We start from the raw sequence: 23,974 nt of genomic DNA on the forward strand, positions 1-23,974 counted from the left end.
ATTATGGGACGTAAGTTATTATTAGAACATATCAATGTGCCGGGAATCAATACTTTCGCTGTTTATCGGGAGAAAGGTGGATATAGATCGGTCGAGAAGGCCTTAAAAACCATGTCTCCAGATGACGTAGTAGAGGAGGTTAAAAAATCCGGACTTCGTGGTCGTGGAGGAGCAGGATTCCCTACGGGTATGAAATGGAGCTTTTTAGCTAAACCAGAAGGTGTGCCTCGTTATTTGGTGTGTAATGGTGATGAATCAGAACCTGGAACTTTTAAGGACCGATATCTGATGACTCATATTCCGCATGCCTTAATAGAAGGGATGATTGTTTCTAGCTATGCGCTGGGAGCAAATACTTCCTATATCTATATCCGAGGTGAAATGATGCCTCAAATTCGAATTATTGAAAATGCCATTGCAGAAGCTAAAGCTGCAGGTTTTTTAGGCAAAAATATTCTTGGAACAGGTTATGACTTGGAAATCTATGTTCAACCGGGTGGTGGGGCATATATCTGTGGTGAGGAAACCGCCTTGTTGGAATCACTTGAAGGAAAAAGAGGAAACCCAAGAATTAAGCCGCCATTTCCTGCTGTTGCCGGATTATATGGATGCCCTACGGTTGTAAACAATGTGGAATCTATTGCTGCTACTGTTCCTATTGTGAATGATGGTGGTGAGGAATATGCGAAAATTGGTATTGAACGCAGTACAGGAACTAAACTAATCTCCGCTTCTGGGAATTTAGTGAAACCTGGTGTATATGAAATTGAAATGGGCCTTCCTGTAGAGGAGTTCATATATTCTGATGAGTATTGCGGGGGAATAGCGAATGGTAAGAAATTGAAAGCTGTTGTAGCTGGAGGTTCATCAGTACCTATTTTACCTGCTAATTTAATTACAACGACCATTAATGGAAATCCACGACTGATGACTTATGAGTCATTAGCCGATGGCGGTTTTGTAAGTGGTACAGCGATGGGATCTGGAGGATTTATTGCATTTGATGAAGATCAATGTATCGTTCGTAATACCTATAATTATACACGTTTCTACCGTCATGAGAGTTGTGGGCAATGTTCACCTTGTCGTGAAGGAACGGGCTGGATGGAGAAAATCTTATATAAGATTGAGTATGGAAAGGGAACAATGGAAGATGTGGATTTATTATGGGAGATTCAACGTAAGATTGAAGGAAATACCATCTGTCCGCTAGGAGATGCTGCTGCATGGCCTGTTGCTGCTGCCATTCGTCACTTTAGAGATGAATTTGAATGGCATATCCTAAACCCACAAGAATCACAAACACGTAATTATGGTTTAGCGCATTATGCTGACCCATTAGTACCTGTAACAGAATAAAAGGCCAATTTTTAAAGATTAAATAAAATGGCAGAAGAAATTCAGAAATTTAAAGTTACCATCGATGGAATCACTGTAGAAGTGGATCCAGGGACTACCATATTAAATGCCGCTAGGAAGATTGGTGGAGAAATAGTGCCTCCAGCGATGTGTTATTACTCCAAATTAGAGGGTAGTGGTGGTAAATGCCGTACTTGTTTGGTTAAAGTGAGCAAAGGATCTGAGAAGGATCCACGCCCAATGCCAAAACTGGTTGCATCCTGTAGAACTACGGTGATGGACGGTATGGAAGTGTTAAACATTACGGCACCGGAAGTATTGGATGCTCGTAAAGCTGTCGTGGAGATGCTATTGATCAATCACCCATTGGATTGCCCAGTGTGTGACCAAGCAGGAGAATGTAAGCTTCAAGACTTAAGTTACGAACATGGAACGGAACAAACTCGCTATGAGTTTGAGCGTCGTACATTTGAACGCATTGATATTGGGGATAAGATTCAATTACACATGAACCGTTGTATTTTATGCTACCGTTGTGTGTTTGTTGCTAATCAACTAACTGAAAAAAGAGAGCATGGTATCTTAAATCGTGGAGATCACGCAGAGATTTCTACATTTATTGAACAAGCTTTAGACCATGATTTTATTGGAAATGTCATTGATGTATGTCCAGTTGGAGCTTTGACAGATAAGACATTCCGATTTAAGAATCGTGTATGGTTTACAAAGCCAGTGAATGCACACCGTAACTGTACCAAATGTTCAGGCAATGTGACCCTTTGGTATAAAGGAACGGATGTCATTCGAGTTACAGGGCGTAAAGATGAATTTGATGAGGTTGATGAATTCATTTGTAATGAATGCCGTTTTGAGAAGAAGCATACCGATGATTGGCAATTAGAAGAGCCAACCAAGGTGTCTGATCAATCTGTAATCGCATCAAATCATTATGAGACATTTGTTCCACCTTCGGTTATTAAAAATGATCCGAAGTTGAAGGAAGCGAATGTGGAGCAGTTAGCTAGATCTGAAAAATTGAAATAACATAGGGGAATGGATACAGCCTTTATTTTAGAAAAATTAATATTAGTAGTAGTGGTGTTTGTGGTAACCTTGGTTATTGCCATGTATTCTACTTTGGCGGAGCGTAAAATTGCAGGTTTTATGCAGGACCGTCATGGACCTGATCGTGCGGGTTTATTTGGAATTCTTCAGCCACTATGTGATGGTGGTAAATTCTTTTTTAAAGAGGAGATTATTCCTGCTGGAGCCCACAAAGCTTTATTTATCCTAGGGCCTACCCTAGCCATTATTACCGCATGTATTAGTTCAGCAGTAATTCCTTGGGGACAGACTTTAACCATAGGTGATCGAGCAATTTCATTGCAGGTTGCCGATGTAAACATTGGAATCTTATATGTTTTTGGTGTAATTGCATTAGGGGTTTATGGAATTATGCTTGGTGGATGGGCATCGAATAACAAATTCTCTTTAATGGGAGCAATACGTGCTGCATCACAAAGTATCAGCTACGAGATTGCCATGGGCTTATCCATTATTGCTTTATTAATGGTTACTGAGACCTTATCAATTGGAGAAATTGTTGCTGACCAATCTGGTTTCGTGAATTGGAATATCTGGGTTCAGCCTTTGGGCTTCCTTATTTTCATGACCTGTGCTTTTGCGGAGTGTAATCGTGTTCCCTTTGATTTACCAGAATGTGAAACTGAACTTGTAGGTGGTTATCATACCGAGTATTCGTCCATGAAGTTGGGCTTATATATGTTCTCGGAATACATTAATATGTTTGTTTCATCGTCATTGATGGCAGCATTGTATTTCGGAGGTTACAATTTCCCATTCATGCATGATTTGGGTTTATCGGAAAATTGGATTACTATTTTAGGAGTAATCGCATTTTTCCTTAAGATATTTGGTTTTATTTTCTTCTTTATGTGGATCCGTTGGACACTTCCACGCTTCAGATACGATCAATTAATGAATCTAGGCTGGAAGATGTTAATACCATTGGCTATTGCCAATATTGTATTAACGGGAATTATTACCATATTAAAGGATACTTATTTTTAATCCGGAGATTATTATGCAGTCGTTATCAAATAGAAAAAAAGTACTCGAACAGAAGCCTATGAGCTTTTGGGAGCGAATATATTTACCAGCAATTGCGAAGGGGCTTTCGATTACTATCAGGCACTTCTTTAAAAAGATCCCTACGATTAAATATCCAGAAGAGATTCGCCCTTACTCTAAGAATTTCCGGGGTCAACATTCGTTGAAACGTGATGAATTAGGTAGAGAGCGTTGTACGGCATGTGGATTATGTGCTTTATCATGCCCAGCAGAAGCAATTACAATGACAGCCGGAGAGCGTAAGAAGGGTGAAGAGAATCTGTACAGAGAAGAGAAATATGCTGTGGTGTATGAAATCAACATGCTTCGTTGTATTTTCTGTGGATTATGTGAGGAAGCTTGTCCGAAGGAAGCCATTTATTTAGATGGAATGCATGTTACAGCAGATTACCTAAGAAAAGATTTCATTTATGGGAAAGACAAATTGTTGGAACCAAAGTTTGATATCACCAAATTGTCTCAGCCAACATCAAAACAATTAGTACCATGACCGCATTTTATTTAGTAGCATTTCTATCCATCTTTTTCGCATTGATGACCATCTTTACGAAGAATCCTGTGCATAGTGTGTTATATTTAGTTGTAACTTTTTTCACTTTTACGATTCATTACATTCTGTTGAATGCACAGTTTTTAGCAATGGTAAATTTCATTGTTTACATGGGTGCAATTATGGTTTTATTCCTATTTGTCCTCATGTTGTTGAACCTGAATAAAGATACAGAACCAATGAAATCCAATTTAGTGAAGATTATGGGTGCTATTGCAGGTATGTGTCTTTTAGCAACCTTCTTAGGAGCTTTTAAAGTTATCGACGCGAATAACGCCATGATACAACCTCACGAAAACATCGGATTGGTCAAGAACCTGGGTAAGGTATTATTCAGTGACTTCTTATTGCCATTTGAAATATCCTCCATCCTTTTATTAACAGCGATGGTTGGAGCCGTATTATTAGCTAAAAAAGAAACTCGAGTAAAAACACATGGATAGTCTTTTTCAAAATATGCAGGGGATTCCCCTAAATCATTATTTGATTTTCTGCAGCATTATCTTTGTAATTGGTGTTATCGGTGTATTAATCCGCCGAAATGTCATTATCATCATGATGTCCATTGAGCTCATGTTAAATTCTGTGAACCTATTATTAGCTGCATTCTCGGCTTATCGCGGAGATCCAAGTGGTCAGGTTTTCGTTTTTTTCATTATGGCTTTAGCAGCTGCAGAGGTAGCTGTAGGATTAGCCATTATTATTATGGTGTATCGAAATACCAAATCGGTAGATATCGAATCCCTGAGTAAATTAAGATGGTAGTATTAGAATATTAGATTGAATAGAATATGATAGAATTAATTTGGACCATCCCCTTAATTCCTCTTTTGGGATTCATCGTCTTAGGATTGTTGCGCAATCAACTCCCTAAGCCATTGATCTCCATAATTGGTTGTGGTGTTATCCTAATTTCCTTTTTGCTTAGCTGTGCGCTGTTTAAAGAAGTATATGATGCACGACAACTCGGCGAATCTGCTACTTTTTCAAAAGAAATCTTTAATTGGTTTACTGTAGGGAGTTTCAGCTTGAATTTAAGATTCTTAGTAGATCCACTAAGCTCCATTATGCTATTGATTATTACTGGAGTCGGATTCTTAATACACCTGTATTCATCCTGCTATATGGCAAAAGATGATGGTTTTGGTAAATATTTTGCCTATTTGAATCTCTTTATCTTTTTCATGCTATTGTTAGTATTGGGGTCAAATTACCTGGTTATGTTCATTGGCTGGGAAGGAGTAGGGCTATGTTCTTACCTATTAATTGGATTTTGGTTCCAGAACACGAACTATGCAAAAGCTGCTAAGAAAGCATTTGTAATGAACCGTATTGGTGATTTGGGATTTCTAATTGCCATGTTCTTCATCCTTGCAAATTTCGGATCTTTAGAATATTCGGTTGTTTTACCTCAAGTAGCGGGATTGCCAATGGGTGATTCTGTTTTGTTGGTTATCACCATGTTGTTATTTATAGCTGCAACAGGTAAATCGGCTCAGATTCCATTGTTCACTTGGTTACCTGATGCGATGGCCGGACCAACTCCTGTATCCGCATTAATCCACGCAGCAACTATGGTAACTGCGGGGATTTATATGATCGCTCGTTCCAATATTATGTTTACACTTTCACCAGTAACGATGGAAGTGATTGCAATAGTAGGTACAGCGACGGCCTTAATTGCAGCATTTATTGCCATAACACAAAATGATATAAAAAAGGTATTGGCGTATTCCACGGTTTCTCAATTAGGCTATATGTTTATTGGTTTAGGCGTAGGTGCTTTTACAGGTGCATTTTTCCACGTACTAACACATGCATTTTTTAAAGCATTGTTATTCTTAGGAGCTGGATCAGTAATACATTCTATGAGCAATGAGCAAGATATGCGTTCTATGGGAGGTCTGAAGAAATACATGCCAACTACTTATATTACCATGTTAATCGGAACAATTGCTATTGCGGGGATTCCACCATTCTCAGGATTCTTTTCTAAGGATGAGATTCTTGCACATGCTTTTGTTGCTAACCCTATCTTTTGGGTTCTTGGATTTTTAGGAGCGTTATGTACTGCGTTTTATATGTTCCGTTTATTGTATCTAACCTTCTTTGGAAAGTTCCGTGGTACAGAAGAACAAAAGCACCATTTACATGAATCACCTTGGGCAATGACCTTACCATTGATTATTTTGGCTGTATTGGCTGTAGTTGGTGGAGCATTAAATATTCCTGAAGCCTTACATGGTGGACATTGGCTTAAAGATTTCTTGAGCCCAGTGTTTGCTGATACAAATAAAATAGCACAACCTTTTGAACTAGCTCATAGCACAGAATATTTATTGATGGGTGCATCTGCAGTAGGAGCAATCATTATGGCCTTTATTGCATATCAAAAATATGTCAAGAAGGAGGAGGTTCCTCAAACTGATGATGCCGTTCAACCAAGCGGTTTATATAAACTATCCTACCATAAGATGTATGTGGATGAGATTTACGATGCGATTATTGTGAAGCCATTAAATGGTCTTTCTAAATTCTTTCATCAAATTGTGGAGCGTTCAGGGATTGATGGCTTGATCAATGGAATTGGCGACTTTTTTCTTTCCTCAGGAAAAGGAATCCGCCAGTTACAAAGTGGCCATGTTGGGTTTTATATTTTTATGATGGTAATTGGTGTAATTGCCTTCATGCTTTACGGATTATTAACGATCTAGAACAGAATTTAGGAATCAATGGATAACCTTTTTATACTGCTGTTATTGCCTGTTATAAGTGCTATTGTTTTAGCATTTATAAAAAAGCCTTCTGCTAAGTGGGCAGCCTTAGTCCTTTCATTATTACAGTTAGGACTTACCATACCGTTTATTTGTAATTTCGTGCCGGACGCAAGCATGCAATTCTCGCAATCCTTTTCCTGGATTGAGAGCCTAGGAATTCGTTTCCAGGTTGGAATTGATGGTATCAGCTTACCGATGCTTATTTTAACAAATGGACTCATTCCTTGTATTATCCTAGCTAGCTTTGCCCATCAGCAAAAAGGCAATTTCTATGCTTTGATATCTTTTATGCAAGCAGGATTGGTATTGGTTTTTATTTCTTTAGATGCCTTTTCATTCTATGTTGGATGGGAAGCAGCATTAATTCCAATTTATTTTATTTGTGCACTTTGGGGAGAAGGAGATCGCATCCGTGTCAATTTGAAATTCTTCGCTTATACCTTCTTTGGAAGTTTATTGATGTTGATTGCAATTATTTATTTGTATCAACAAACCGGAACAAAAGATCTTTCGTGGTCAACATTGACCAGTTTATCTTTAAATGATGCTTCGCAACGTTGGATATTCTGGGCTTTCTTTGCTGCTTTTGCTATTAAGGTACCTTTATTTCCATTCCATACTTGGCAACCAGATACCTATACTAATGCTCCAGCAGCAGGTACTATGTTGTTATCTGGTATCATGCTTAAAATGGGATTGTATGGCTTCTTACGTTGGTTATTGCCACTTGTTCCGCAAGCTGTAGAAAGCTATGCTACTGTGGCCATGATTCTGAGTTTGATTGGAGTAGTCTATGGTTCTATCATCGCATTCAAGATGGATGATGCCAAAAGACTTATTGCCTATTCTTCTATTGCTCACGTTGGACTTATTAGTGCTGGAATCTTTTCCTTTTCTCAAGAAGGATTGCAAGGTGCAATTATACAAATGGTAAACCATGGTATCTCTGTAGTGGGATTATTCTTCATTATTGATATTATTCAACAACGCACTGGTACCAGAAGTTTAAAAGAGTTGGGGGGCTTAGCAGCAAAAATGCCTGCTTTAGCAATTACATTCTTAATCATTTTGATGGGAGCTATTGGATTACCTCTGACAAATGGATTTATTGGTGAGTTTTTATTATTAAAAGGAATATTTAGTACAGCAGATTATGGAGTTTGGTATGCTATAGCCGGTGGAACAACGTTGATCTTTGGTGCTGTATATATGCTTCGTTTCTACCAAAAAACCATGTTAGGACAATCTGTTTCTAGCATCGCTAATATTTCAGATATAAAAGGATTTGAGTTATTGCTCTTAATCATCATTTCATTATTCGTATTGTTGATCGGTATTCTTCCAAATGGATTACTACATTTATCGGAAGCTTCAGTGACGCAATTATTACAACAAATTAAATAGAATAGGTTTAACATTATATTATGGGTGCGATTATTACACTTTGTCTTCTAGGAATACTGGTATTGTATTTGGGCTTATATAAAGCTAAAAATGCGTTATTACCTGTAAGTGTACTAGGATTGCTAGTTGCTTTGGGATTTGAAATCTATACTTGGAATGTAAATCCTGAACCATTGTATAAAGGAATGGTACTTTTTGACCATTTTGCTTTATCCTTCTCAATCCTCTGTATTTCCTTAACCATCTTGATTTTATTCCTTTCTAAAGAATATTTCAAGGCTATTTCAGATAATGTTGCCGAATATTACTGTTTGATTCTATTCTCCCTTACTGGGGCATTGATGGTAAATGCTTACCATAATTTTGCCATGCTTTTCATCGGGATAGAAATTATGTCGGTTGCCATGTATATCCTTACAGGTATCCGTCGTACAGACAAAATATCGAATGAAGCATCGTTGAAATACTTCATTATGGGGGCATTCTCGACTGGTTTCCTTTTATTTGGAATTACCCTTTTATACGGTGCAACTGGCTCTTTTGATCTGAGTGCAATTAAACTATATATCCTAGATAATCCGACCACTGTGTCTCCATTATTCTATGCTGGTATTCTGTTATTGTTAGTAGGACTATGTTTCAAAGTTGGAGTGGCACCATTCCATTTTTGGACACCGGATGTTTATGATGGAGCTCCAATATTGATCACCACCTTTATGAGTACGGTAGTGAAAATTGCATCCTTTGCAGGATTCCTTCGTTTATTCAGTACCGTATTAGTTCCTTTAAATGAGTTCTGGACACCGATCTTATTGACTGTTGTCATCATTACCCTATTTGTAGGAAATATATCTGCATTAATGCAGACAAGCTTTAAACGCATGATGGCATATTCCAGTGTTTCTCATGCCGGATATATGTTATTTGCAATTCTTTCCATTGGACCAAACTCTGCAGCAGGAATCTTGACTTACTCCGCAGCCTACGGATTGGCATCGATTATTGCGTTTGCATCTTTGATATTGGTTAAACGAAATGTTGGCTCGGATCAATTTGAATCTTTCAATGGATTAGGTAAAACCAATCCAGGTTTAGCATTTGCCGTTACAGTGGCTATGCTTTCCCTGGCAGGTATTCCTTTAACTGCTGGATTCATTGGGAAATTCATGATGTTCAGTAATGTGATGAATGATTACCATACAGTATTATTGGTATTAGCAGCAATCAATGCAGCTATTGGTGTATTTTATTACCTCAGAGTGGTTGTGCATATGTACCTTATGAAAAAGGGCGAAGCTGAGCATACGGAAGTAAGCTTCCCTGCAAATTTCAAATTTGTATTGATATTGGCTGTCATTCTAACCATCTTGATCGGTATTTATCCGAATTGTATTGTTGGATTGATTTAAGAAATGCCATTTATATTTTGATCTTTGATCAAAAAAAATATTTTTATAAAAACGGGGTGCAGCATATGTTCCCCGTTTTTCGTTTTAAAGAATAATTTTCATTTTAAACTCGTTATTATTTTGGTAAAATGGATGGATCGATTCATTAAATATGAAGTAGAATCTAAAATCTCTTTTTACTTTGCCAACAAATTGTATCTTTATAAAGCACCAGTTAATATTATGCGAAGTGTACAGAGATATCTAATATTTATTTTTACCATAAGTGCCTTGCTCATTTCAGCAGGTGAATTATATGCCCAAACTCAACTAACTGGAAAGGTAATTGATGCAGAGACTAAGGAGGCCATTGCTGGAGCTACCGTTAGACTCTCACTGAGCAAAGAAGCAACTTCCACAGATAGCTTAGGTGTTTTTCGATTGCGGAAATCGGGAACCAATATTTCTATACGCATTGCTGCGATGGGGTATAAAACCATTACTGTACATCCACCAAAAGATTCTTCAGCATGGGTAATCGAACTTCAAGAAGATTCCAATACCATTGAAGCAATTACCATTACACGGAAAGGAAAGTATAGCAATAAGAACAATAAGGCGGTTGAATTAATTGACCTCGTCATTCGACATAAAAATCAAAATCGACTTACTGGAAAGGATAGCCTACAGTTTGAACAATACGACAAACTCAAATTTGGTTTTGTAGATCCAAAAGTTGGTTTTAAAAAGGGCTTATTGGATTTAAACTTCCTATTCCAAAATATAGATTCCCTAAGTCAACCTGGAAAGAAACTATTGGCATTATATCAAGAAGAAAGTAATGCTCGGGTTTATGGCAAAAAGAATCCTTCCAAATTTAAGAAGGAGATTTATAGTCAAAAGAAAACCGAATTTGACCAACGTTACGTCAATAACCCCAATATTCAGCAATTCATGAATTACATGTTCCAGCAGGTTGATGTGTATGATGAGAGTATTTATCTTTTGAATAAACAATTCTTAAGTCCAATTGCGGATAATGGGAAGCTCTTTTATCGCTATTATATTGTGGACACCATATTTAATGATGAAGGGTATTTTATTAAATTAGATTTTGAACCTCGGAACGAGACTGATTTGTTGTTCAAGGGTAGTCTACAAGTGAGCATGGATGGTAGTTATGCTGTGAAACAGGCAAATCTAAAAGTTCTCAAAAGAGCGAACTTAAATTGGATTAAGGATGCTGAATTGAACTTCCATTATCGAAAGGATAGTACAGGAGTGATGTTATCTGATACGACTCGTACGTTTATTACTTTAGGTGTAGGTTCGGGCGAATCACTGTTTGGTGATCGATTGAGTATAAATGGGAAGTATCAATTGAATGCGACTTTTCCAAAAGGTGTGTTCAATGGTGCACCTATTGAATACCTGGCAAATGCCAGCGATACTGCTCCGACCCGACCATTGGCATTAAACAGTACAGAAAGTAAAACCTACCAGAATATTGAAACTTTAAATAACAAGACAAGTTTTAAATCTATGCTTGCCCTTGGCTATTTAGTTGCCCAGGGTTATTATACGCTTGGCAAGTTTGAATTCGGTCCATTGGAATACTTATACAGTCGAAACAATATTGAGGGGAATCGCTTTCGTATTGGTGGTCGAACCACCCAAGCATTAACCGATAAAGCTTTTTTTGAAGGATATTTAGCATATGGAGACCAGGATAAAGAGTTGAAATATTTCCTGAAATCCGCAGTTACTTTAAATGGCAATTCGGTAGTCAACTTTCCTGCACATTATGTAGAAGCAACTGTGCAGCAGGATATTTTAGAACCAGGGATGCAGATCTCCTATCTGAAAGGCGACAGTTTCTTTAGATCAATACGCAAAAATAGACCAACCAAGTGGTTCTCTACCCAAGGCTATCAATTGCAGCATGTCATTGAATTTGGTAATCACATCAGTTTGACTACTGGATTTACCCATATGGATCGCAATACTGTAGGTGATCTACAATTGATCAGTTCAGGAAATCCTGATCATTTACTGCGAAAAATAGCGACTAATGAAGTTCATATGGACCTTCGTTGGGCACCATTTGAAAAGTTTTATCACAGAAACCTAACTCGTAAAACCATTATTGAGAAATACCCTGTATTCAATGTGGTTTATACGCAAAGTTTAAGTGGTTTCTGGAACAGTACTTATCCGTATCAGAAATTGAATGCTGCGGCTTCAAAACGATTATTTTTAAATCAATTAGGCTTTGCAGACGTCCGTCTATCCGCTGGCAAGATTTGGGGAACACTTCCATATCCTTTACTGGAACTTCCAAATCTACGTCAAAAGGACGATCGCCATAAGATTGATTTTGATTTAATGAATCCAATGGAGTTTGTAGCAGATCAGTATATTAAATTCGGATTCTACCACCAAATGCAAGGATTTCTATTCAATAAGATACCGTTGATTAAGAAACTCAATCTTCGTGAGGTATGGGGAGCAAACATGTTCTATGGTAAATTATCCGATCGTAACAATCCCTACCTCAGTGATAAGGTTGTTCAGTTTGATACGGATGCAGATGGTCAGATATTGACCCATGTTTTAGGTCAAGCCCCTTATTGGGAAGGTTCAGTAGGGATAGATAATATTTTGAATGTCCTGAAGGTGGAATATGTCAAGCGCTTGACGTATGCCGGCTTACCTAATGTAAATCAAGACAGATTCCGTATAAGCATAAATATCAATTTCTAATGAGTTATCAAAACATTACTTTACAGATCGTTGATCGTACTGCTATTTTGACGATCAATAGGGAAGCCAAGCTCAATGCTCTAAATAAGGAAACTATTGGAGAATTAAAGGATGCTTTGGCTGAAATATCCGCAAATGAAGAGGCATGGGGAGTTTTACTCACGGGTGCAGGGGAGAAGGCTTTTGTTGCTGGTGCAGATATTCAAGAATTTATGGATAAATCAAAAGCAGAAGCTAGTGAATTGTCCAGGTTCGGGCATGAGCTTATGGATACCTTAGCAAGCTTTCAAAAACCAACCATAGCAGCTATTAACGGTTTTGCTCTAGGTGGTGGATTAGAATTGGCGCTAGGCTGCCATCTTCGTATAGCCTCAACAAATGCTAAAATGGGCCTGCCTGAAGTATCCTTAGGACTAATTCCAGGATATGGTGGCACACAGCGTCTAGCTCAATTGGTGGGCAGAGGGAAAGCATTGGAAATGCTCCTAACTGGCGATATGATAACGGCGCAAGATGCATTGCAATGGGGACTTGTTAACCATGTAGTAGAGCAAGATGCTTTAATAGCCAAAGCCCAGGAAATTCTGCAAAAAATGTATAGCCGATCAAAAACTGCTCTGGCAGCAGCTATTCAAGCTGTCAATGCCACAAATGATTCTCGAGGATTTGAAGCAGAGATCAAAGCATTTGGTCAATGCTTTGGTGAGCCTGACTTCCTGGAAGGTGTAAGTGCATTTCTAGAAAAACGAAAACCTAATTTTTAAGATTCTAAATATTTTAAGGAACAGGCATTGGACTAAACCAATGCCTGTTTTTTTATTTAATAAGTCTGATAATCTAGATTATACATCAATTTTTATGATAATTTTTTATTGAGATAAAACAAAAGCTTCTTTATGTTGTCTTATCATTCAGTAATTATTGCCAATCACTAGTAAACCTCTTATGAGCAATAACGATGTGTTTTCACAGAAAGAACGGAATGTTATCATTCTTTTGATAATAATTGTGCTTGGAGGAATTATCCTCTATGCCACTTCAGGTATTTTTGGTGCCTTTCTTGGAACCATGGTCATGTATACCTTGTTCCGTAATCTCAATATATTCTTTATTGAAAAATGGAATTGGCCAAAACCACTTTCCTCTGTCGTTATTATTATCATTTCCATATTTATCATTGTGCTACCCTTTGTTGGTATTGGAAAGATGCTTGTCGATAAGGCGATTGAGTTGCAAGCGAATCCGCAATGGATAAAGCGTATCATGGATGCCATAGATACCTTTGTCGGTGATAAATTAGGCCAACCAGACTTAATTGAAAAACAACTGGAGGCGAGTTCTACCTACTTGGCCGGTTTATTAACCTCTACCTTAAGCGGCGCAGCGAATGCATTTTTAGAAATTACTGTGATGTACTTCTTACTTTACTTCTTATTTGTGAATTACAAAGGATTTGAAGGCAGTCTAGTACATTATTTACCTTTTGATGATGAGAATGCCACCGTGTTTGCTGAAGAGTTGAAAAACATAACCTATTCCAATATTATTGGACAAACGATCATTGCTATTATACAAGGTGGTTGCTTGGCTATAGGCTTTATGATCTTTGGTGCGAAGGATCCTTTATTCTGGGGAGTTATTTGTGCTATTCTTTCCTTCATTCCCTTACTTGGACCTCCATTAATATTTGTTCCTGCCGCTTTGGTACTGCTCACAGAAGGGGCAACGTGGCAAGGTGTCGGTTTATTAATTTGGGGATTTGGTCTTGTTATTAACATTGATAATGTCCTTCGGCTTGTCATTGCTAAAAAGGTCGGGGATATCCATCCTATTATTACGGTAGTTGGAGTAATTATCGGTCTGCCCATATTTGGATTGATAGGCTTGGTCTATGGACCTTTATTGCTGGCGTATTTTCTAATCGCTGTTCGAATTTACAAAGCGAATAAACGATTGGCACTTAAGAAAGATCGATTACAAGATCAATTGGACGAGTAAAATAGGCATTAGACATTGACATATCCCAACATGTACTCGTTAAAACGTTCGTAATACACTTGAAACCGTTCTTGTTTACCAGATTTGTTCAATAATACATTCATTACTCCTTGTGCGGAATATTGAAAAGGCTCAATAAGCATATCTTCTAAAAAGGATACTCCACGATTGCCTTGCAATTTATAGACGGCTTCCTTAGCACACCAACAAGCATAAAGTTGATTTACTTGATGCGCAGGGTCAATAAAAGCTAACTCTTCTGGTTTTAAGAATTTGTGTTGAATTCGTAATACCTTTTCCTTGACAATTTCTAAATCAATTCCACAAACACCTGAAGAGCATAGCATGACTCCTGCATAATCATAAGAGTGCGTAAGTGATATTTCATAAGGGAAGTCAGGAAGATAGGGTTTGCCATTTGGATCAGAAGGACAATTGATATATTCTGGAGTCTGTAATAAATAACGCAACAAGACACGGGTTGCAAGCCAGTGTAAAGTCCTTTTTCCTTTTGCTAAGCTCTCCAGTTTGGCTTTTTCAGCATCATCTAACTGTAAGTAGCTTACCAACTGTTCCGCCGATTCTTCAATTTTCCATAATGCAATCCGGCTGTTTGCATCCAATTCTTTCAAATATGCTAATGCCATAATCAAATATAAGGCTTAGATTGTTATTGATGCTTATAATTCATCGTCTAAATGCAATATTAACCCATTCCCCCGCATAAAGTTTTATGGAAAAACATTTAATAGTCTACGAACCTTTAATTTGCGTGCTATCCTTGAATAATGTATTTTTGAATCCTGCTTTGCCGCAGCTATTTAGCTCAAACTATGATCTTATCAGATAAAAGAATTTTAGAGGAAATCGACAATGGTACAATTGTCATTGAACCCTTCGATAGAAAATGCTTAGGAACCAACTCCTATGATGTACATTTAGGAAAATACCTTGCCACTTATAAGGATGATGTATTAGATGCCAAGAAACACAATGAAATTGAGCATTTTGAAATTCCTGCTGAAGGTTTTGTCCTGATGCCTGGGACTTTATACTTAGGAGTAACCTTAGAATATACCGAAACGCATGGACATGTACCTTTCCTTGAAGGTAAATCAAGTACCGGACGCTTAGGAATTGATATCCACGCTACAGCTGGTAAAGGCGATGTAGGCTTTTGTAATACTTGGACATTAGAAATTTCAGTTGCTCAACCTGTAAGGGTGTATGCTGGAATGCCAATTGGACAGTTGATTTATTTTGTGGTGGAAGGGGAAATTGAAACGTTCTATAATTCTAAAGGAAATGCCAAATACAATAGCAAGACCATTAGACCGGTGGAAAGTATGATGTGGAAAAACCCATTTTAGTTTTCTACAAAATGAATATGATATAAAAAATTGAAGTCGATAGTAGTATCGACTTTCTTGTTTTACAGGATAAAGATAATACGACAGAAATATTTATTTTAGTTAAACAACTATTGGGTTTTCTTGTTCCGCTATTTCAGAACAATGATTTACTTAATAGTATTTCATATATTTGATTTAAACGAAAAGAGTTGATGTTGAACAAAATGCGCGTTTTATTAGCCTTAGGCTCTATATTTTCAATAGGAGTTGTACAGGCACAAGAGGGAAAGATGGAGTTGGATCCTGCTGGATATGTTACAAAGTATAACCCCGAATTTCAAGGAATAGGTCCAAAAGTATATGTATTACCAGCGCCTCGAACAAAGGAGGAGGAGCTAACGGATTCTTACAAGGAAAAGAAAGGCTTTTTTGATTCAATCGCCCGTCAATTGGATTATCAGTACTTATTGAGTGACTTTAAGCACAGTGCTAATGTGGGTTATTTAAGGCAGAATTTCAATCCTTTTCCATCATCTGAGCAAGACTGGAATACATTGATTCAGAAGCTCGAAATAAATAATAACAAGGTATTAGCAGCTGGCTTAGCCAATGAATATGCTTTGCAAGCTATTCAAATTGGAGACCTTAATAAAGGGATTGCTATTTTAATCCGTGGAATCAATATGCTTCAGGCAAGTGATCTGCAAGATGAAAAGGCAATTATGGAGTACAATTTAGCCAATGCCTACCTCTACGCTGGTAAAAATGCAGACGCGATTGCTTTGCAAGAGAATTATCTAAAACGTGTACTTGCTGGGAAAAATCAAGCAGACCAAGGAATCGCTTTATTGGCGATAGCGATGACTGAAGCACATAACAAAAATTACCGTGCTGCTGAAAACACCATTATTCGTCGTGCCATCCCATTGTTTAATAAGGCAAAGGCATACGATGGAAAAGTACAGGCGTGGATTAAGCTAGCCCGTATTTATCAAATGCAAAATAAGCATACAGAAGCACAATGGTTCTTAATTCAAGCTAGAGATCTAGCTCGGGCAAAGAATATCGAAAATGACCTTCCAGAAATCGAATATATGTTAGGCTATTCCAAATATGTACAGCAAAATTACCGAGTTGCAAAAGCAGAATTGGAAAATGCACTTGCTTTAGCCGATGGTGAAAATAATAAAGTACTTTCTTTAGCAATAAATGATAAACTGGGTGATATTTATCTCTTAATGGGTGATTTTAAGGAAGCTGAAACCGCACTTCAACAATATTGGCAACTGCGACAAGAGGTTTTTCCACATGGAACCTAAACTAAAATAATCTTTATGGCCCCACTTTTGATTCTTTATCGAGTCTTGGCTTGTTAAAAAACATTAAAAAGCATCAAAATTGGTAATTCCCATGAATATTTTACGTTTGCACTTCATTGCTTATTGTTAATTTTAATTAATTTTAACGGTTAATGTTCAGTCACACAATTAAAAGACCACATCAACCAAATAAATTGTACTATTTAAAGTTTACAGAATATATGTTTAAAAATCTCATTTTTTGTCTTGCGTTAGTTTCCGTGGTAGCTTGTGGCGCTAAACCACGTGTGGATCTAGATCAAGAAGGGATGGTATTGAAACCTACCACGCAGCACGAAATCATAGCGAAAACAGTAGCTGAATTATTGGAATATCAGTCCTACAAGCGCGTGCCTATGAACGACTCGATCTCCAATATTGTATTTGATAACCTAATCAAGATGATTGATCCAGGAAAAAATTACATGCTCCAATCGGATATTGATGGATTCCAACAATATAGAAATAATATGAGCCAAGATTTCCGTAAAGGAGATTTGACCAGTTCTTTCTTTATTTACAGTAAATATGTTGATCGCTTTTTACAGGCGATGAATTATGCCCTAGCAGAATTGGATGCGAAGCATGACTTTACGAAAGATGAAACGTACAACAGTTTCCGCGAAAAGGAAAAATGGTTTACTACGGATGCGCAATTGAAAGATCAAATGCGTAAGCGTGTAAAATATGACTTGTTGAACTTGAAATTGGCAGGTAGTGATTCCGTAAAAGTGGATGAAGCCAAAAATAAAGAGACACTAAAAAGTCGTTATAATAACTTGATTTCTCAGGTTAAGAAAACCAATTCCAACGATGCGTTTCAAACTGTCATGACAGCATTTACGGATGCTATTGACCCACATACCAACTATTTCAACCCTTCATTATCGCAAAGCTTTAATGAGAGCATGTCCAATACCTTAGAAGGTATAGGTGCGCAATTACAAATGGAGAATGAAATGGTAACCATTAAGATGATTATCCCAGGCGGACCTGCATACAAGGATAAAAGCTTGCAGATTAACGACCGTATTGTCGCTGTAGCTCAAGGAAATGGTGAATTTGAAGATATCGTTGGATGGCGTATTGACGCTGCTGTTGCTAAAATTAAAGGTAAAAAGGGTACAGTTGTTCGTTTGAAAATATTACCTGCTGGAGCCTCCGCATCTGCAACTCCACGTATTGTAACTTTGACTCGTGAAAAGATTATTCTTGCGGAAGAGTCTGCAAAACGTGAAATCAAAACAATTAAAGGTCCAGATGGTAAAGATTTCAAAATCGGTATTATCAACTTACCAAAATTCTATATCGACTTCGAAGCGGTAAGACGTGGAGATCGTGACTATAAAAGTACGACTCGAGATGTTCGTTTATTGTTAGATACGCTGAAACAAGAAGGTGTTGATGCGGTATTGATGGATTTACGTAATAATGGCGGTGGTTCACTTCAAGAAGCAGTAGAATTAACAGGTTTATTTATTGATAAAGGCCCAGTGGTTCAAGTTCGTGATACCCGTAATAATGTTCAGATAGAGAAAGATCAAGAAGCAGGATTGGCATGGGAAGGTCCTTTTGGGGTTATCATCAATCGTTTCTCCGCATCTGCATCGGAAATTTTTGCTGGAGCTATCCAAGACTATGGCCGTGGTGTTATCTTAGGATCCACCAGTTATGGTAAAGGAACAGTCCAAAGTGCGATGGATATGTCTAGATTTATCAGCCAAACACAACGCTTGCTAATTAAGGCTTCAGGAACTTCTGATCCTGATACCCCTAATGGAGCACCTCAGTTTGGACAGATTAACTTGACTATGGGTAAGTTCTACCGTATCAACGGTAGCAGTACACAACACAAAGGTGTAACCCCAGATTTGACTTTCCCAACGCAATACACAGCAGAGAAATTTGGGGAAAGCTCAGAAAAAGCCGCTTTACCTTGGGATCAAATTAAATCGACAAACTTCCAGAAGATTGCCGATTTGAAGGACATCAACAACAAGTTGAATGAAATTCATAAAACAAGAATGGTGAAATCACCAGCTTATTCTTATTTAATGGAGGATATCGAGGAATTTAATAAGGACGAAGAGATGCCGGCTATTAGCTTAAATGAAACCAAGCTGAAAGCAGAACGCGAAAAAATCCGTCTTAAAAACCGTGATCGCATTAATAAACAATTGGCATTCTTAGGTAAACCACTTTGGAAAGAAGGACAACCTCAACCAAAGTTAGAGTACGACTTCGTCCTTGACGAAAGTGCCAATGTCATGATAGATTATATCAAGCTTAAGAAGTAAATTCATATAAACTAAAAACGGGACGATTATCGTCCCGTTTTTAGTTGGTTAAGACCGCTGCGCCCTGCGGGCAGTATATAGTAGTCAGTATTTAGTAGTTAGACCTATTGGCGGGTTAGATTTTATGGAGCGTTATAACGGTCGAAGCATGCTTCGACCCTACGGTTATTGCGGTTGGAATTAATAAAATCACGAATGTCTGTAGGGGCGATGCATGCATCGCCCGCCAATTTCAAAGTCTTTCATCTGTAGTCTAAAATCTGTTATCTCATTTAAATATTTCCCTACACAACGCTCGTATCTCCAATCAATTTTGCTAAATTTGTTAGTTATGGCAACACGTGTACCTTTGGCTGAACGAATGCGGCCGCAGACACTTCAAGACTATGTAGGACAACAACATATCATTGGAGAGGGCGCTGTACTTTGGAATGCAATTCAGCAACAATCCATCCCGTCAATGATCTTTTGGGGCCCTCCAGGCGTGGGTAAGACGACTTTGGCACTCTTGGTCGCCAAAGCCTTAGATCGTCCGTTCTACAGCCTTAGCGCTATTCAGTCTGGGGTTAAAGACGTGAGGGAGGTTATTGATAAGGCCGAACAAATGCGTCAGTTTAATCAAGAGCAGCCTATTTTGTTCATTGATGAGATTCATCGTTTCTCCAAGTCACAGCAAGATTCACTATTAGGTGCAGTGGAACGTGGAACAGTTACCCTAATAGGTGCTACTACGGAAAACCCTTCTTTTGAGGTGATCTCTGCTTTATTATCCCGTTGCCAAGTATATGTACTAAATGAACTGTCAAAAGACGAGCTAATTGCTATTTTAGATCATACTTTAGCGAACGATGTTTACCTCAAGGAAGAAAAGATAAAGATAGAGGAATACGAAGCCTTATTGCAGCTATCCTCTGGTGATGCCCGTAAATTACTCAATATATTGGAGCTTGTTAGTCAGGCGGCCTTCCACCAACAGCAAGCGATTACCAATGCTTTTGTCGCCCAACATGTGCAACAAAATAGAATCCGATATGATAAAACAGGAGATCAGCATTACGATATTATTTCCGCTTTTATCAAATCTATCCGTGGATCAGACCCCAACGCTGCCGTATATTGGTTGGCAAGGATGATTGAAGGGGGGGAAGATCCTAAATTTATTGCCCGTCGTTTATTGATCTTAGCATCGGAGGATATTGGCAATGCCAATCCGAATGCCCTACTGTTGGCAAATAATTGTTTTCAAGCTGTCAATGTTATTGGTTGGCCGGAATCAAGGATAATCTTATCGCAATGTGTGACCTATTTGGCTAGCTCGGCAAAAAGCAATGCAGCCTACGAGGCCATCAATAAAGCGCAAGCTATCGTGAAAAAGTCAGGGAACCTTTCTGTGCCAATACATTTACGTAATGCCCCAACAAAATTGATGAAAGAACTGGATTACGGAACAGATTATCAGTATGCACATGCTTTTCCGGGCAACTTTGTTCAACAGGAGTATATGCCGGACGAACTCAGTGGACTAACTTTATATGATCCAGGAAATAACAGTGCTGAGGAAAAATTACGACAATCTTTGCGCGAGAAGTGGAAAGGTAAATATGGCTATTAGAATTTTAAGTACATTTGCGTTACATGCTAGAAACATTTACAACGATAGATTTTGAATTGGCTACGGCCAAATATAACAGTGTATGTGCTGTAGGGATCGTGAATGTGCAGGACGGTAAAATCAGCAATGAGTTTTATAGTCTGGTACAACCGCCTGAAAACAAATACATGTGGCAAACCTCTCGGGTGCATGGTATCAAACCTAAACATACCGTACAAGCCCCTTCATTTCTGGAAATATACCCCATTATCAAAGATCTTATCCAAGGCCAACATATGGTGGCACATGATGAACTCCTTGATCGATCGGTCTTGAAAGAGACCATGTCATTCTATCAATTGCCCTATACGGAACTTCAATTGGCAGATACTTGGGATTGTACCAGTAAAATTTACCGAGCATTAGGCTTTGAACGTACGAAGCTTAGCATCTGCTGTGAACTAATGGCTGTTCCATTACAACATCATGATGCACTCTCTGATGCTCGTGCGACTGCAGAACTGTTCCTAAAAAGGAACGAAGCTATTCATATCAAAAAATTAGGGTAATTATGAGTAAGATTATCAATGTTATTTTATCAGGTGGCGTGGGTTCCAGACTATGGCCTCTATCCAGAAAAGCCAGACCTAAGCAATACCTACCTGTATTTGAAGGGAAAACACTATTTGAATTAACCGTTGAACGCAATCAAGAACTGGCCTCCAAGGTCATCTTGGTAGGATCCGTTCAGAATAAGGATCTCGCAGAACCATTTCTAAAGGCTGTAGAGCATGATATCATTGCCGAAGCTGCACCTCGTAATACGGCCGCAGCAATTGCTTTCGCCGCTTTCCATGCTGATCCAGATGATATTCTTATTGTCACTCCTTCCGATCACCTGATTGAAAATCAGGAAGCTTATGCCGAAGCCATCAACCAAGGTATTGTATTTGCGCAAGAGGGTTTCATAGCCACTTTTGGGATTATTCCTACACGTCCTGAAACAGGATATGGTTATATCGAGCAACAAGGTAATACTGTACTTTCTTTCCGCGAAAAACCCAATGAAGAAACCGCGCGTGATTTCCTCAAGAAAGGTAATTTCCTTTGGAATTCGGGTATCTTCTGTTTTAAGGCTGGGGTTTATTTGGAAGAATTGATGCGCTTTGAACCAAAATTATATGCTACCTCCGAAGTGGCCTTTGAATATGCCGAGGATTTAATTCTCGATGAAGAACACTCCATGCAGATTCCTTCCAAGAGTATTGACTATGCTGTATTGGAAAGAAGTGATTTGATTAAAGTCGTTCCAGCACACTTTAACTGGTCCGATATGGGGGCTTTTGACTCTTTGTATACCTATTTTAAGGAAAAGGGATACCAGGAAGATGAAAATGGCAATATTGTTGTAGGATCGAATAAGCATACTGTTTTCGTCGGTCTAAGCAATTGTATGTTGATCAATACGGATGATGCTGTATTAGTCCTCGAAAGAAGCCGATCGCAAGACGTAAAACAGGTTTACGAACAGTTAGAAAAGGAGAATTCCAATTTAATTTAATCACCGCTGTAGCGTTGTTTGTTTCGTGTTCGTTAAACTAGTATTAAGAAAGTATTAATACTGTGCTATTTTTGATACAGGTTAGCCTGAAAACCAAACACTATTAAAAACAAACGCTATGGGATTTTGGTCAAATTTATTTGGTAAAAAAGAAACAGTAAACAGAAATTCACATCATCAAAACTTGGCTTGGATTGGTTGGGATATGCACAACCACCTCTTACCTGGAATTGATGATGGCAGTCAAAACCTAGAACAATCCATCGAATTAATCCAAGGTCTACAAGAATTAGGTATTAACCATGCGGTCTGTACACCGCACGTCATGGCAGGTGTTCACAACAATACACCCGAAACCATCAGTAATGCCCATAAAATCTTAGTAGAAGGATTAAAAGATAAAGGAATTGAATTCAACGTACAATATAGTGCGGAATATATGATTGACGATCAACTGGACTCTTGGGTACAAGCAAACAATCTATGTTTAATTGCTGACAAGTACATGCTGATTGAAATGTCTTATTTATCCGAATCCAAAGCCCTTTTCACCATGATAAAGGATATTCAGGATAAAGGCTACCAACCTATTTTAGCACATCCAGAACGCTATAACTATTACCACAATAGCTTCAAAATCTTCGAAGAAATCAAGAATGCCGGCTGTATGCTGCAATTAAATCTACTGTCCATCAGTAAATACTATGGCGAGCATGTAAAAACCGCTGCATTGACACTTATCCGTTCCGGAATGTACGACTTTGTCGGTACAGATATGCACCATACACGACACCTTGAAGCACTCAAAAGTGTTGTCCGAAAATACAATATCCAAGACCTTCTGAAAGACTGTACAATCCGTAACGCTTCCCTATTCCAGGAAATGGAAAAAAAAATAGCGTGAGAATAGAGTTTAGACGATAGACAACAGACGATAGACAATAGACAATAGAACCTGTAAAGTCTGTTTTCTGTTGTCTTAACTGTATATAGCATCGCCCGCCATCAAGTATATCCTCCAATCTGTTTTCTGTTGTCTACTATCTGATGTCTAAAATTAAATTAAACGGGCGGACATTCCGTTCGTTCTCGTCGGGGCATAAATCCCCTTCCCTCGAACTCTCTCAGTACCGCCCCTACCAAACGTGCTATCTAGATAGTTTCCTGGCCGTTATGTAGCACCCACGCGTAGGGGCAGTACTTAGCGCAGCGGAATGTCTGCCCGCCTCTAAAAATAGTATGGAGTATAAAGACCTATTGGAGGTTGTTTTTTTATTTAAGCGGTCGAAGCATGCTTCGACCCTACGATTATGGGGTTAAAAACAATAAAATCACGATTGTTTGTAGGGGCGATGCATGCATCGCCCGCCATCAAGTATATCCTCCAATCTGTTTTCTGTTGTCTACTATCTGATGTCTAAAATT

Annotated in this window: 20 protein-coding genes; 19 read left to right on the plus strand and 1 reads right to left on the minus strand. The window is 38.3% G+C overall.

Annotated features, from left to right (window positions below; genetic code table 11):
* Positions 1-3 precede the first annotated feature (3 nt).
* From nuoF to ABD676_RS14710, 12 genes are all read left to right on the plus strand, one after another.
* Complete coding sequence (gene nuoF, locus ABD676_RS14655; protein WP_344675476.1) at positions 4-1,359, plus strand: NADH-quinone oxidoreductase subunit NuoF; 1,356 nt, start codon at positions 4-6, stop codon at positions 1,357-1,359.
* A 27-nt stretch (positions 1,360-1,386) separates the two neighbouring features.
* On the plus strand, positions 1,387-2,403 hold the full coding sequence (locus tag ABD676_RS14660) for an NADH-quinone oxidoreductase subunit G (protein ID WP_344675477.1): 1,017 nt from the start codon (positions 1,387-1,389) through the stop codon (positions 2,401-2,403).
* A 9-nt stretch (positions 2,404-2,412) separates the two neighbouring features.
* Positions 2,413-3,450 carry an NADH-quinone oxidoreductase subunit NuoH gene (nuoH, locus tag ABD676_RS14665; protein ID WP_344675478.1) on the plus strand — a complete coding sequence of 346 codons (1,038 nt, stop codon included), beginning with the start codon at positions 2,413-2,415 and terminating at the stop codon, positions 3,448-3,450.
* A gap of 13 nt (positions 3,451-3,463) precedes the next feature.
* Positions 3,464-4,000: a NuoI/complex I 23 kDa subunit family protein gene (locus tag ABD676_RS14670; protein ID WP_344675479.1), complete on the plus strand. Its 537-nt coding sequence runs from the start codon at positions 3,464-3,466 to the stop codon at positions 3,998-4,000.
* The gene (locus ABD676_RS14675) at positions 3,997-4,503 is read left to right on the plus strand and encodes an NADH-quinone oxidoreductase subunit J family protein (RefSeq protein WP_344675480.1); all 507 of its coding nucleotides are present in this window, start codon (positions 3,997-3,999) and stop codon (positions 4,501-4,503) included. The genes ABD676_RS14670 and ABD676_RS14675 overlap by 4 nt, the downstream gene beginning before the upstream one ends.
* Positions 4,496-4,825 (plus strand): NADH-quinone oxidoreductase subunit NuoK, encoded by a 330-nt coding sequence (nuoK, locus tag ABD676_RS14680; protein ID WP_344675482.1) that lies wholly within the window; start codon positions 4,496-4,498, stop codon positions 4,823-4,825. The genes ABD676_RS14675 and nuoK overlap by 8 nt, the downstream gene beginning before the upstream one ends.
* 26 nt (positions 4,826-4,851) lie before the next feature.
* Entirely contained in the window at positions 4,852-6,774 is a 1,923-nt protein-coding gene (gene nuoL, locus ABD676_RS14685; RefSeq protein ID WP_344675483.1) for an NADH-quinone oxidoreductase subunit L, read from the plus strand.
* Positions 6,775-6,792: 18 nt separating this feature from the next.
* On the plus strand, positions 6,793-8,241 hold the full coding sequence (locus ABD676_RS14690) for a complex I subunit 4 family protein (protein WP_344675484.1): 1,449 nt from the start codon (positions 6,793-6,795) through the stop codon (positions 8,239-8,241).
* 20 nt (positions 8,242-8,261) lie between these two features.
* Positions 8,262-9,650 (plus strand): NADH-quinone oxidoreductase subunit N, encoded by a 1,389-nt coding sequence (locus ABD676_RS14695; protein ID WP_344675485.1) that lies wholly within the window; start codon positions 8,262-8,264, stop codon positions 9,648-9,650.
* 132 nt (positions 9,651-9,782) lie between these two features.
* Positions 9,783-12,392, plus strand: coding sequence for a DUF5686 family protein (locus ABD676_RS14700; protein WP_344675486.1), 2,610 nt, complete (start codon positions 9,783-9,785; stop codon positions 12,390-12,392).
* Complete coding sequence (locus tag ABD676_RS14705) at positions 12,392-13,156, plus strand: enoyl-CoA hydratase/isomerase family protein (RefSeq protein WP_344675487.1); 765 nt, start codon at positions 12,392-12,394, stop codon at positions 13,154-13,156. Before ABD676_RS14700 ends, ABD676_RS14705 begins: the two co-directional genes overlap by 1 nt.
* A 181-nt stretch (positions 13,157-13,337) precedes the next feature.
* Positions 13,338-14,390 carry an AI-2E family transporter gene (locus tag ABD676_RS14710; RefSeq protein ID WP_344675488.1) on the plus strand — a complete coding sequence of 351 codons (1,053 nt, stop codon included), beginning with the start codon at positions 13,338-13,340 and terminating at the stop codon, positions 14,388-14,390.
* 8 nt (positions 14,391-14,398) lie between these two features.
* Here the strand turns inward: ABD676_RS14710 and ABD676_RS14715 are convergent, their stop codons facing one another.
* Entirely contained in the window at positions 14,399-15,037 is a 639-nt protein-coding gene (locus ABD676_RS14715; protein ID WP_344675489.1) for a 4'-phosphopantetheinyl transferase family protein, read from the minus strand.
* 186 nt (positions 15,038-15,223) lie between these two features.
* On the opposite strand from ABD676_RS14715, the gene dcd reads away from it, so the two are divergent.
* The 7 genes from dcd to ABD676_RS14750 all read left to right on the plus strand — a co-directional run bounded on the left by dcd (position 15,224) and on the right by ABD676_RS14750 (position 23,453).
* A complete protein-coding gene (gene dcd, locus ABD676_RS14720; RefSeq protein WP_344675490.1) occupies positions 15,224-15,760 on the plus strand; it encodes a dCTP deaminase in 537 nt (178 codons plus the stop codon).
* A gap of 206 nt (positions 15,761-15,966) precedes the next feature.
* Positions 15,967-17,061 (plus strand): tetratricopeptide repeat protein, encoded by a 1,095-nt coding sequence (locus tag ABD676_RS14725; RefSeq protein WP_344675491.1) that lies wholly within the window; start codon positions 15,967-15,969, stop codon positions 17,059-17,061.
* A 221-nt stretch (positions 17,062-17,282) separates the two neighbouring features.
* Positions 17,283-19,397, plus strand: a complete 2,115-nt coding sequence (locus ABD676_RS14730) for a carboxy terminal-processing peptidase (protein ID WP_344675492.1) — start codon at positions 17,283-17,285, stop codon at positions 19,395-19,397.
* 331 nt (positions 19,398-19,728) lie between these two features.
* On the plus strand, positions 19,729-21,009 hold the full coding sequence (locus tag ABD676_RS14735) for a replication-associated recombination protein A (RefSeq protein ID WP_344675493.1): 1,281 nt from the start codon (positions 19,729-19,731) through the stop codon (positions 21,007-21,009).
* A gap of 23 nt (positions 21,010-21,032) precedes the next feature.
* Positions 21,033-21,557: an exonuclease domain-containing protein gene (locus tag ABD676_RS14740; protein ID WP_344675494.1), complete on the plus strand. Its 525-nt coding sequence runs from the start codon at positions 21,033-21,035 to the stop codon at positions 21,555-21,557.
* A 2-nt stretch (positions 21,558-21,559) separates the two neighbouring features.
* Positions 21,560-22,549, plus strand: coding sequence for a mannose-1-phosphate guanylyltransferase (locus ABD676_RS14745; protein WP_344675495.1), 990 nt, complete (start codon positions 21,560-21,562; stop codon positions 22,547-22,549).
* Positions 22,550-22,667: 118 nt separating this feature from the next.
* Positions 22,668-23,453, plus strand: a complete 786-nt coding sequence (locus ABD676_RS14750; RefSeq protein WP_344675496.1) for a tyrosine-protein phosphatase — start codon at positions 22,668-22,670, stop codon at positions 23,451-23,453.
* The last annotated feature ends 521 nt before the right edge of the window (positions 23,454-23,974 follow it).

The sequence above is a fragment of the Sphingobacterium kyonggiense genome (genome assembly GCF_039536825.1).
GTDB lineage: Bacteria > Bacteroidota > Bacteroidia > Sphingobacteriales > Sphingobacteriaceae > Sphingobacterium > Sphingobacterium kyonggiense.

Excerpts from the sequence above, each read along its gene's own strand:
- nuoH (WP_344675478.1), top strand. The coding sequence starts at position 2,413 with ATGGATACAGCCTTTATTTTAGAAAAATTAATATTAGTAGTAGTGGTG.
- dcd (WP_344675490.1), top strand. The coding sequence starts at position 15,224 with ATGATCTTATCAGATAAAAGAATTTTAGAGGAAATCGACAATGGTACA.
- ABD676_RS14730 (WP_344675492.1), top strand. The coding sequence starts at position 17,283 with ATGTTTAAAAATCTCATTTTTTGTCTTGCGTTAGTTTCCGTGGTAGCT.
- ABD676_RS14745 (WP_344675495.1), top strand. The coding sequence starts at position 21,560 with ATGAGTAAGATTATCAATGTTATTTTATCAGGTGGCGTGGGTTCCAGA.
- ABD676_RS14670 (WP_344675479.1), top strand. The coding sequence starts at position 3,464 with ATGCAGTCGTTATCAAATAGAAAAAAAGTACTCGAACAGAAGCCTATG.
- ABD676_RS14750 (WP_344675496.1), top strand. The coding sequence starts at position 22,668 with ATGGGATTTTGGTCAAATTTATTTGGTAAAAAAGAAACAGTAAACAGA.
- ABD676_RS14675 (WP_344675480.1), top strand. The coding sequence starts at position 3,997 with ATGACCGCATTTTATTTAGTAGCATTTCTATCCATCTTTTTCGCATTG.
- ABD676_RS14660 (WP_344675477.1), top strand. The coding sequence starts at position 1,387 with ATGGCAGAAGAAATTCAGAAATTTAAAGTTACCATCGATGGAATCACT.
- ABD676_RS14700 (WP_344675486.1), top strand. The coding sequence starts at position 9,783 with ATGGATCGATTCATTAAATATGAAGTAGAATCTAAAATCTCTTTTTAC.
- ABD676_RS14715 (WP_344675489.1), bottom strand. The coding sequence starts at position 15,037 with ATGGCATTAGCATATTTGAAAGAATTGGATGCAAACAGCCGGATTGCA.
- nuoK (WP_344675482.1), top strand. The coding sequence starts at position 4,496 with ATGGATAGTCTTTTTCAAAATATGCAGGGGATTCCCCTAAATCATTAT.
- ABD676_RS14725 (WP_344675491.1), top strand. The coding sequence starts at position 15,967 with ATGCGCGTTTTATTAGCCTTAGGCTCTATATTTTCAATAGGAGTTGTA.
- ABD676_RS14695 (WP_344675485.1), top strand. The coding sequence starts at position 8,262 with ATGGGTGCGATTATTACACTTTGTCTTCTAGGAATACTGGTATTGTAT.
- ABD676_RS14705 (WP_344675487.1), top strand. The coding sequence starts at position 12,392 with ATGAGTTATCAAAACATTACTTTACAGATCGTTGATCGTACTGCTATT.
- nuoL (WP_344675483.1), top strand. The coding sequence starts at position 4,852 with ATGATAGAATTAATTTGGACCATCCCCTTAATTCCTCTTTTGGGATTC.
- ABD676_RS14710 (WP_344675488.1), top strand. The coding sequence starts at position 13,338 with ATGAGCAATAACGATGTGTTTTCACAGAAAGAACGGAATGTTATCATT.
- nuoF (WP_344675476.1), top strand. The coding sequence starts at position 4 with ATGGGACGTAAGTTATTATTAGAACATATCAATGTGCCGGGAATCAAT.
- ABD676_RS14740 (WP_344675494.1), top strand. The coding sequence starts at position 21,033 with ATGCTAGAAACATTTACAACGATAGATTTTGAATTGGCTACGGCCAAA.
- ABD676_RS14735 (WP_344675493.1), top strand. The coding sequence starts at position 19,729 with ATGGCAACACGTGTACCTTTGGCTGAACGAATGCGGCCGCAGACACTT.
- ABD676_RS14690 (WP_344675484.1), top strand. The coding sequence starts at position 6,793 with ATGGATAACCTTTTTATACTGCTGTTATTGCCTGTTATAAGTGCTATT.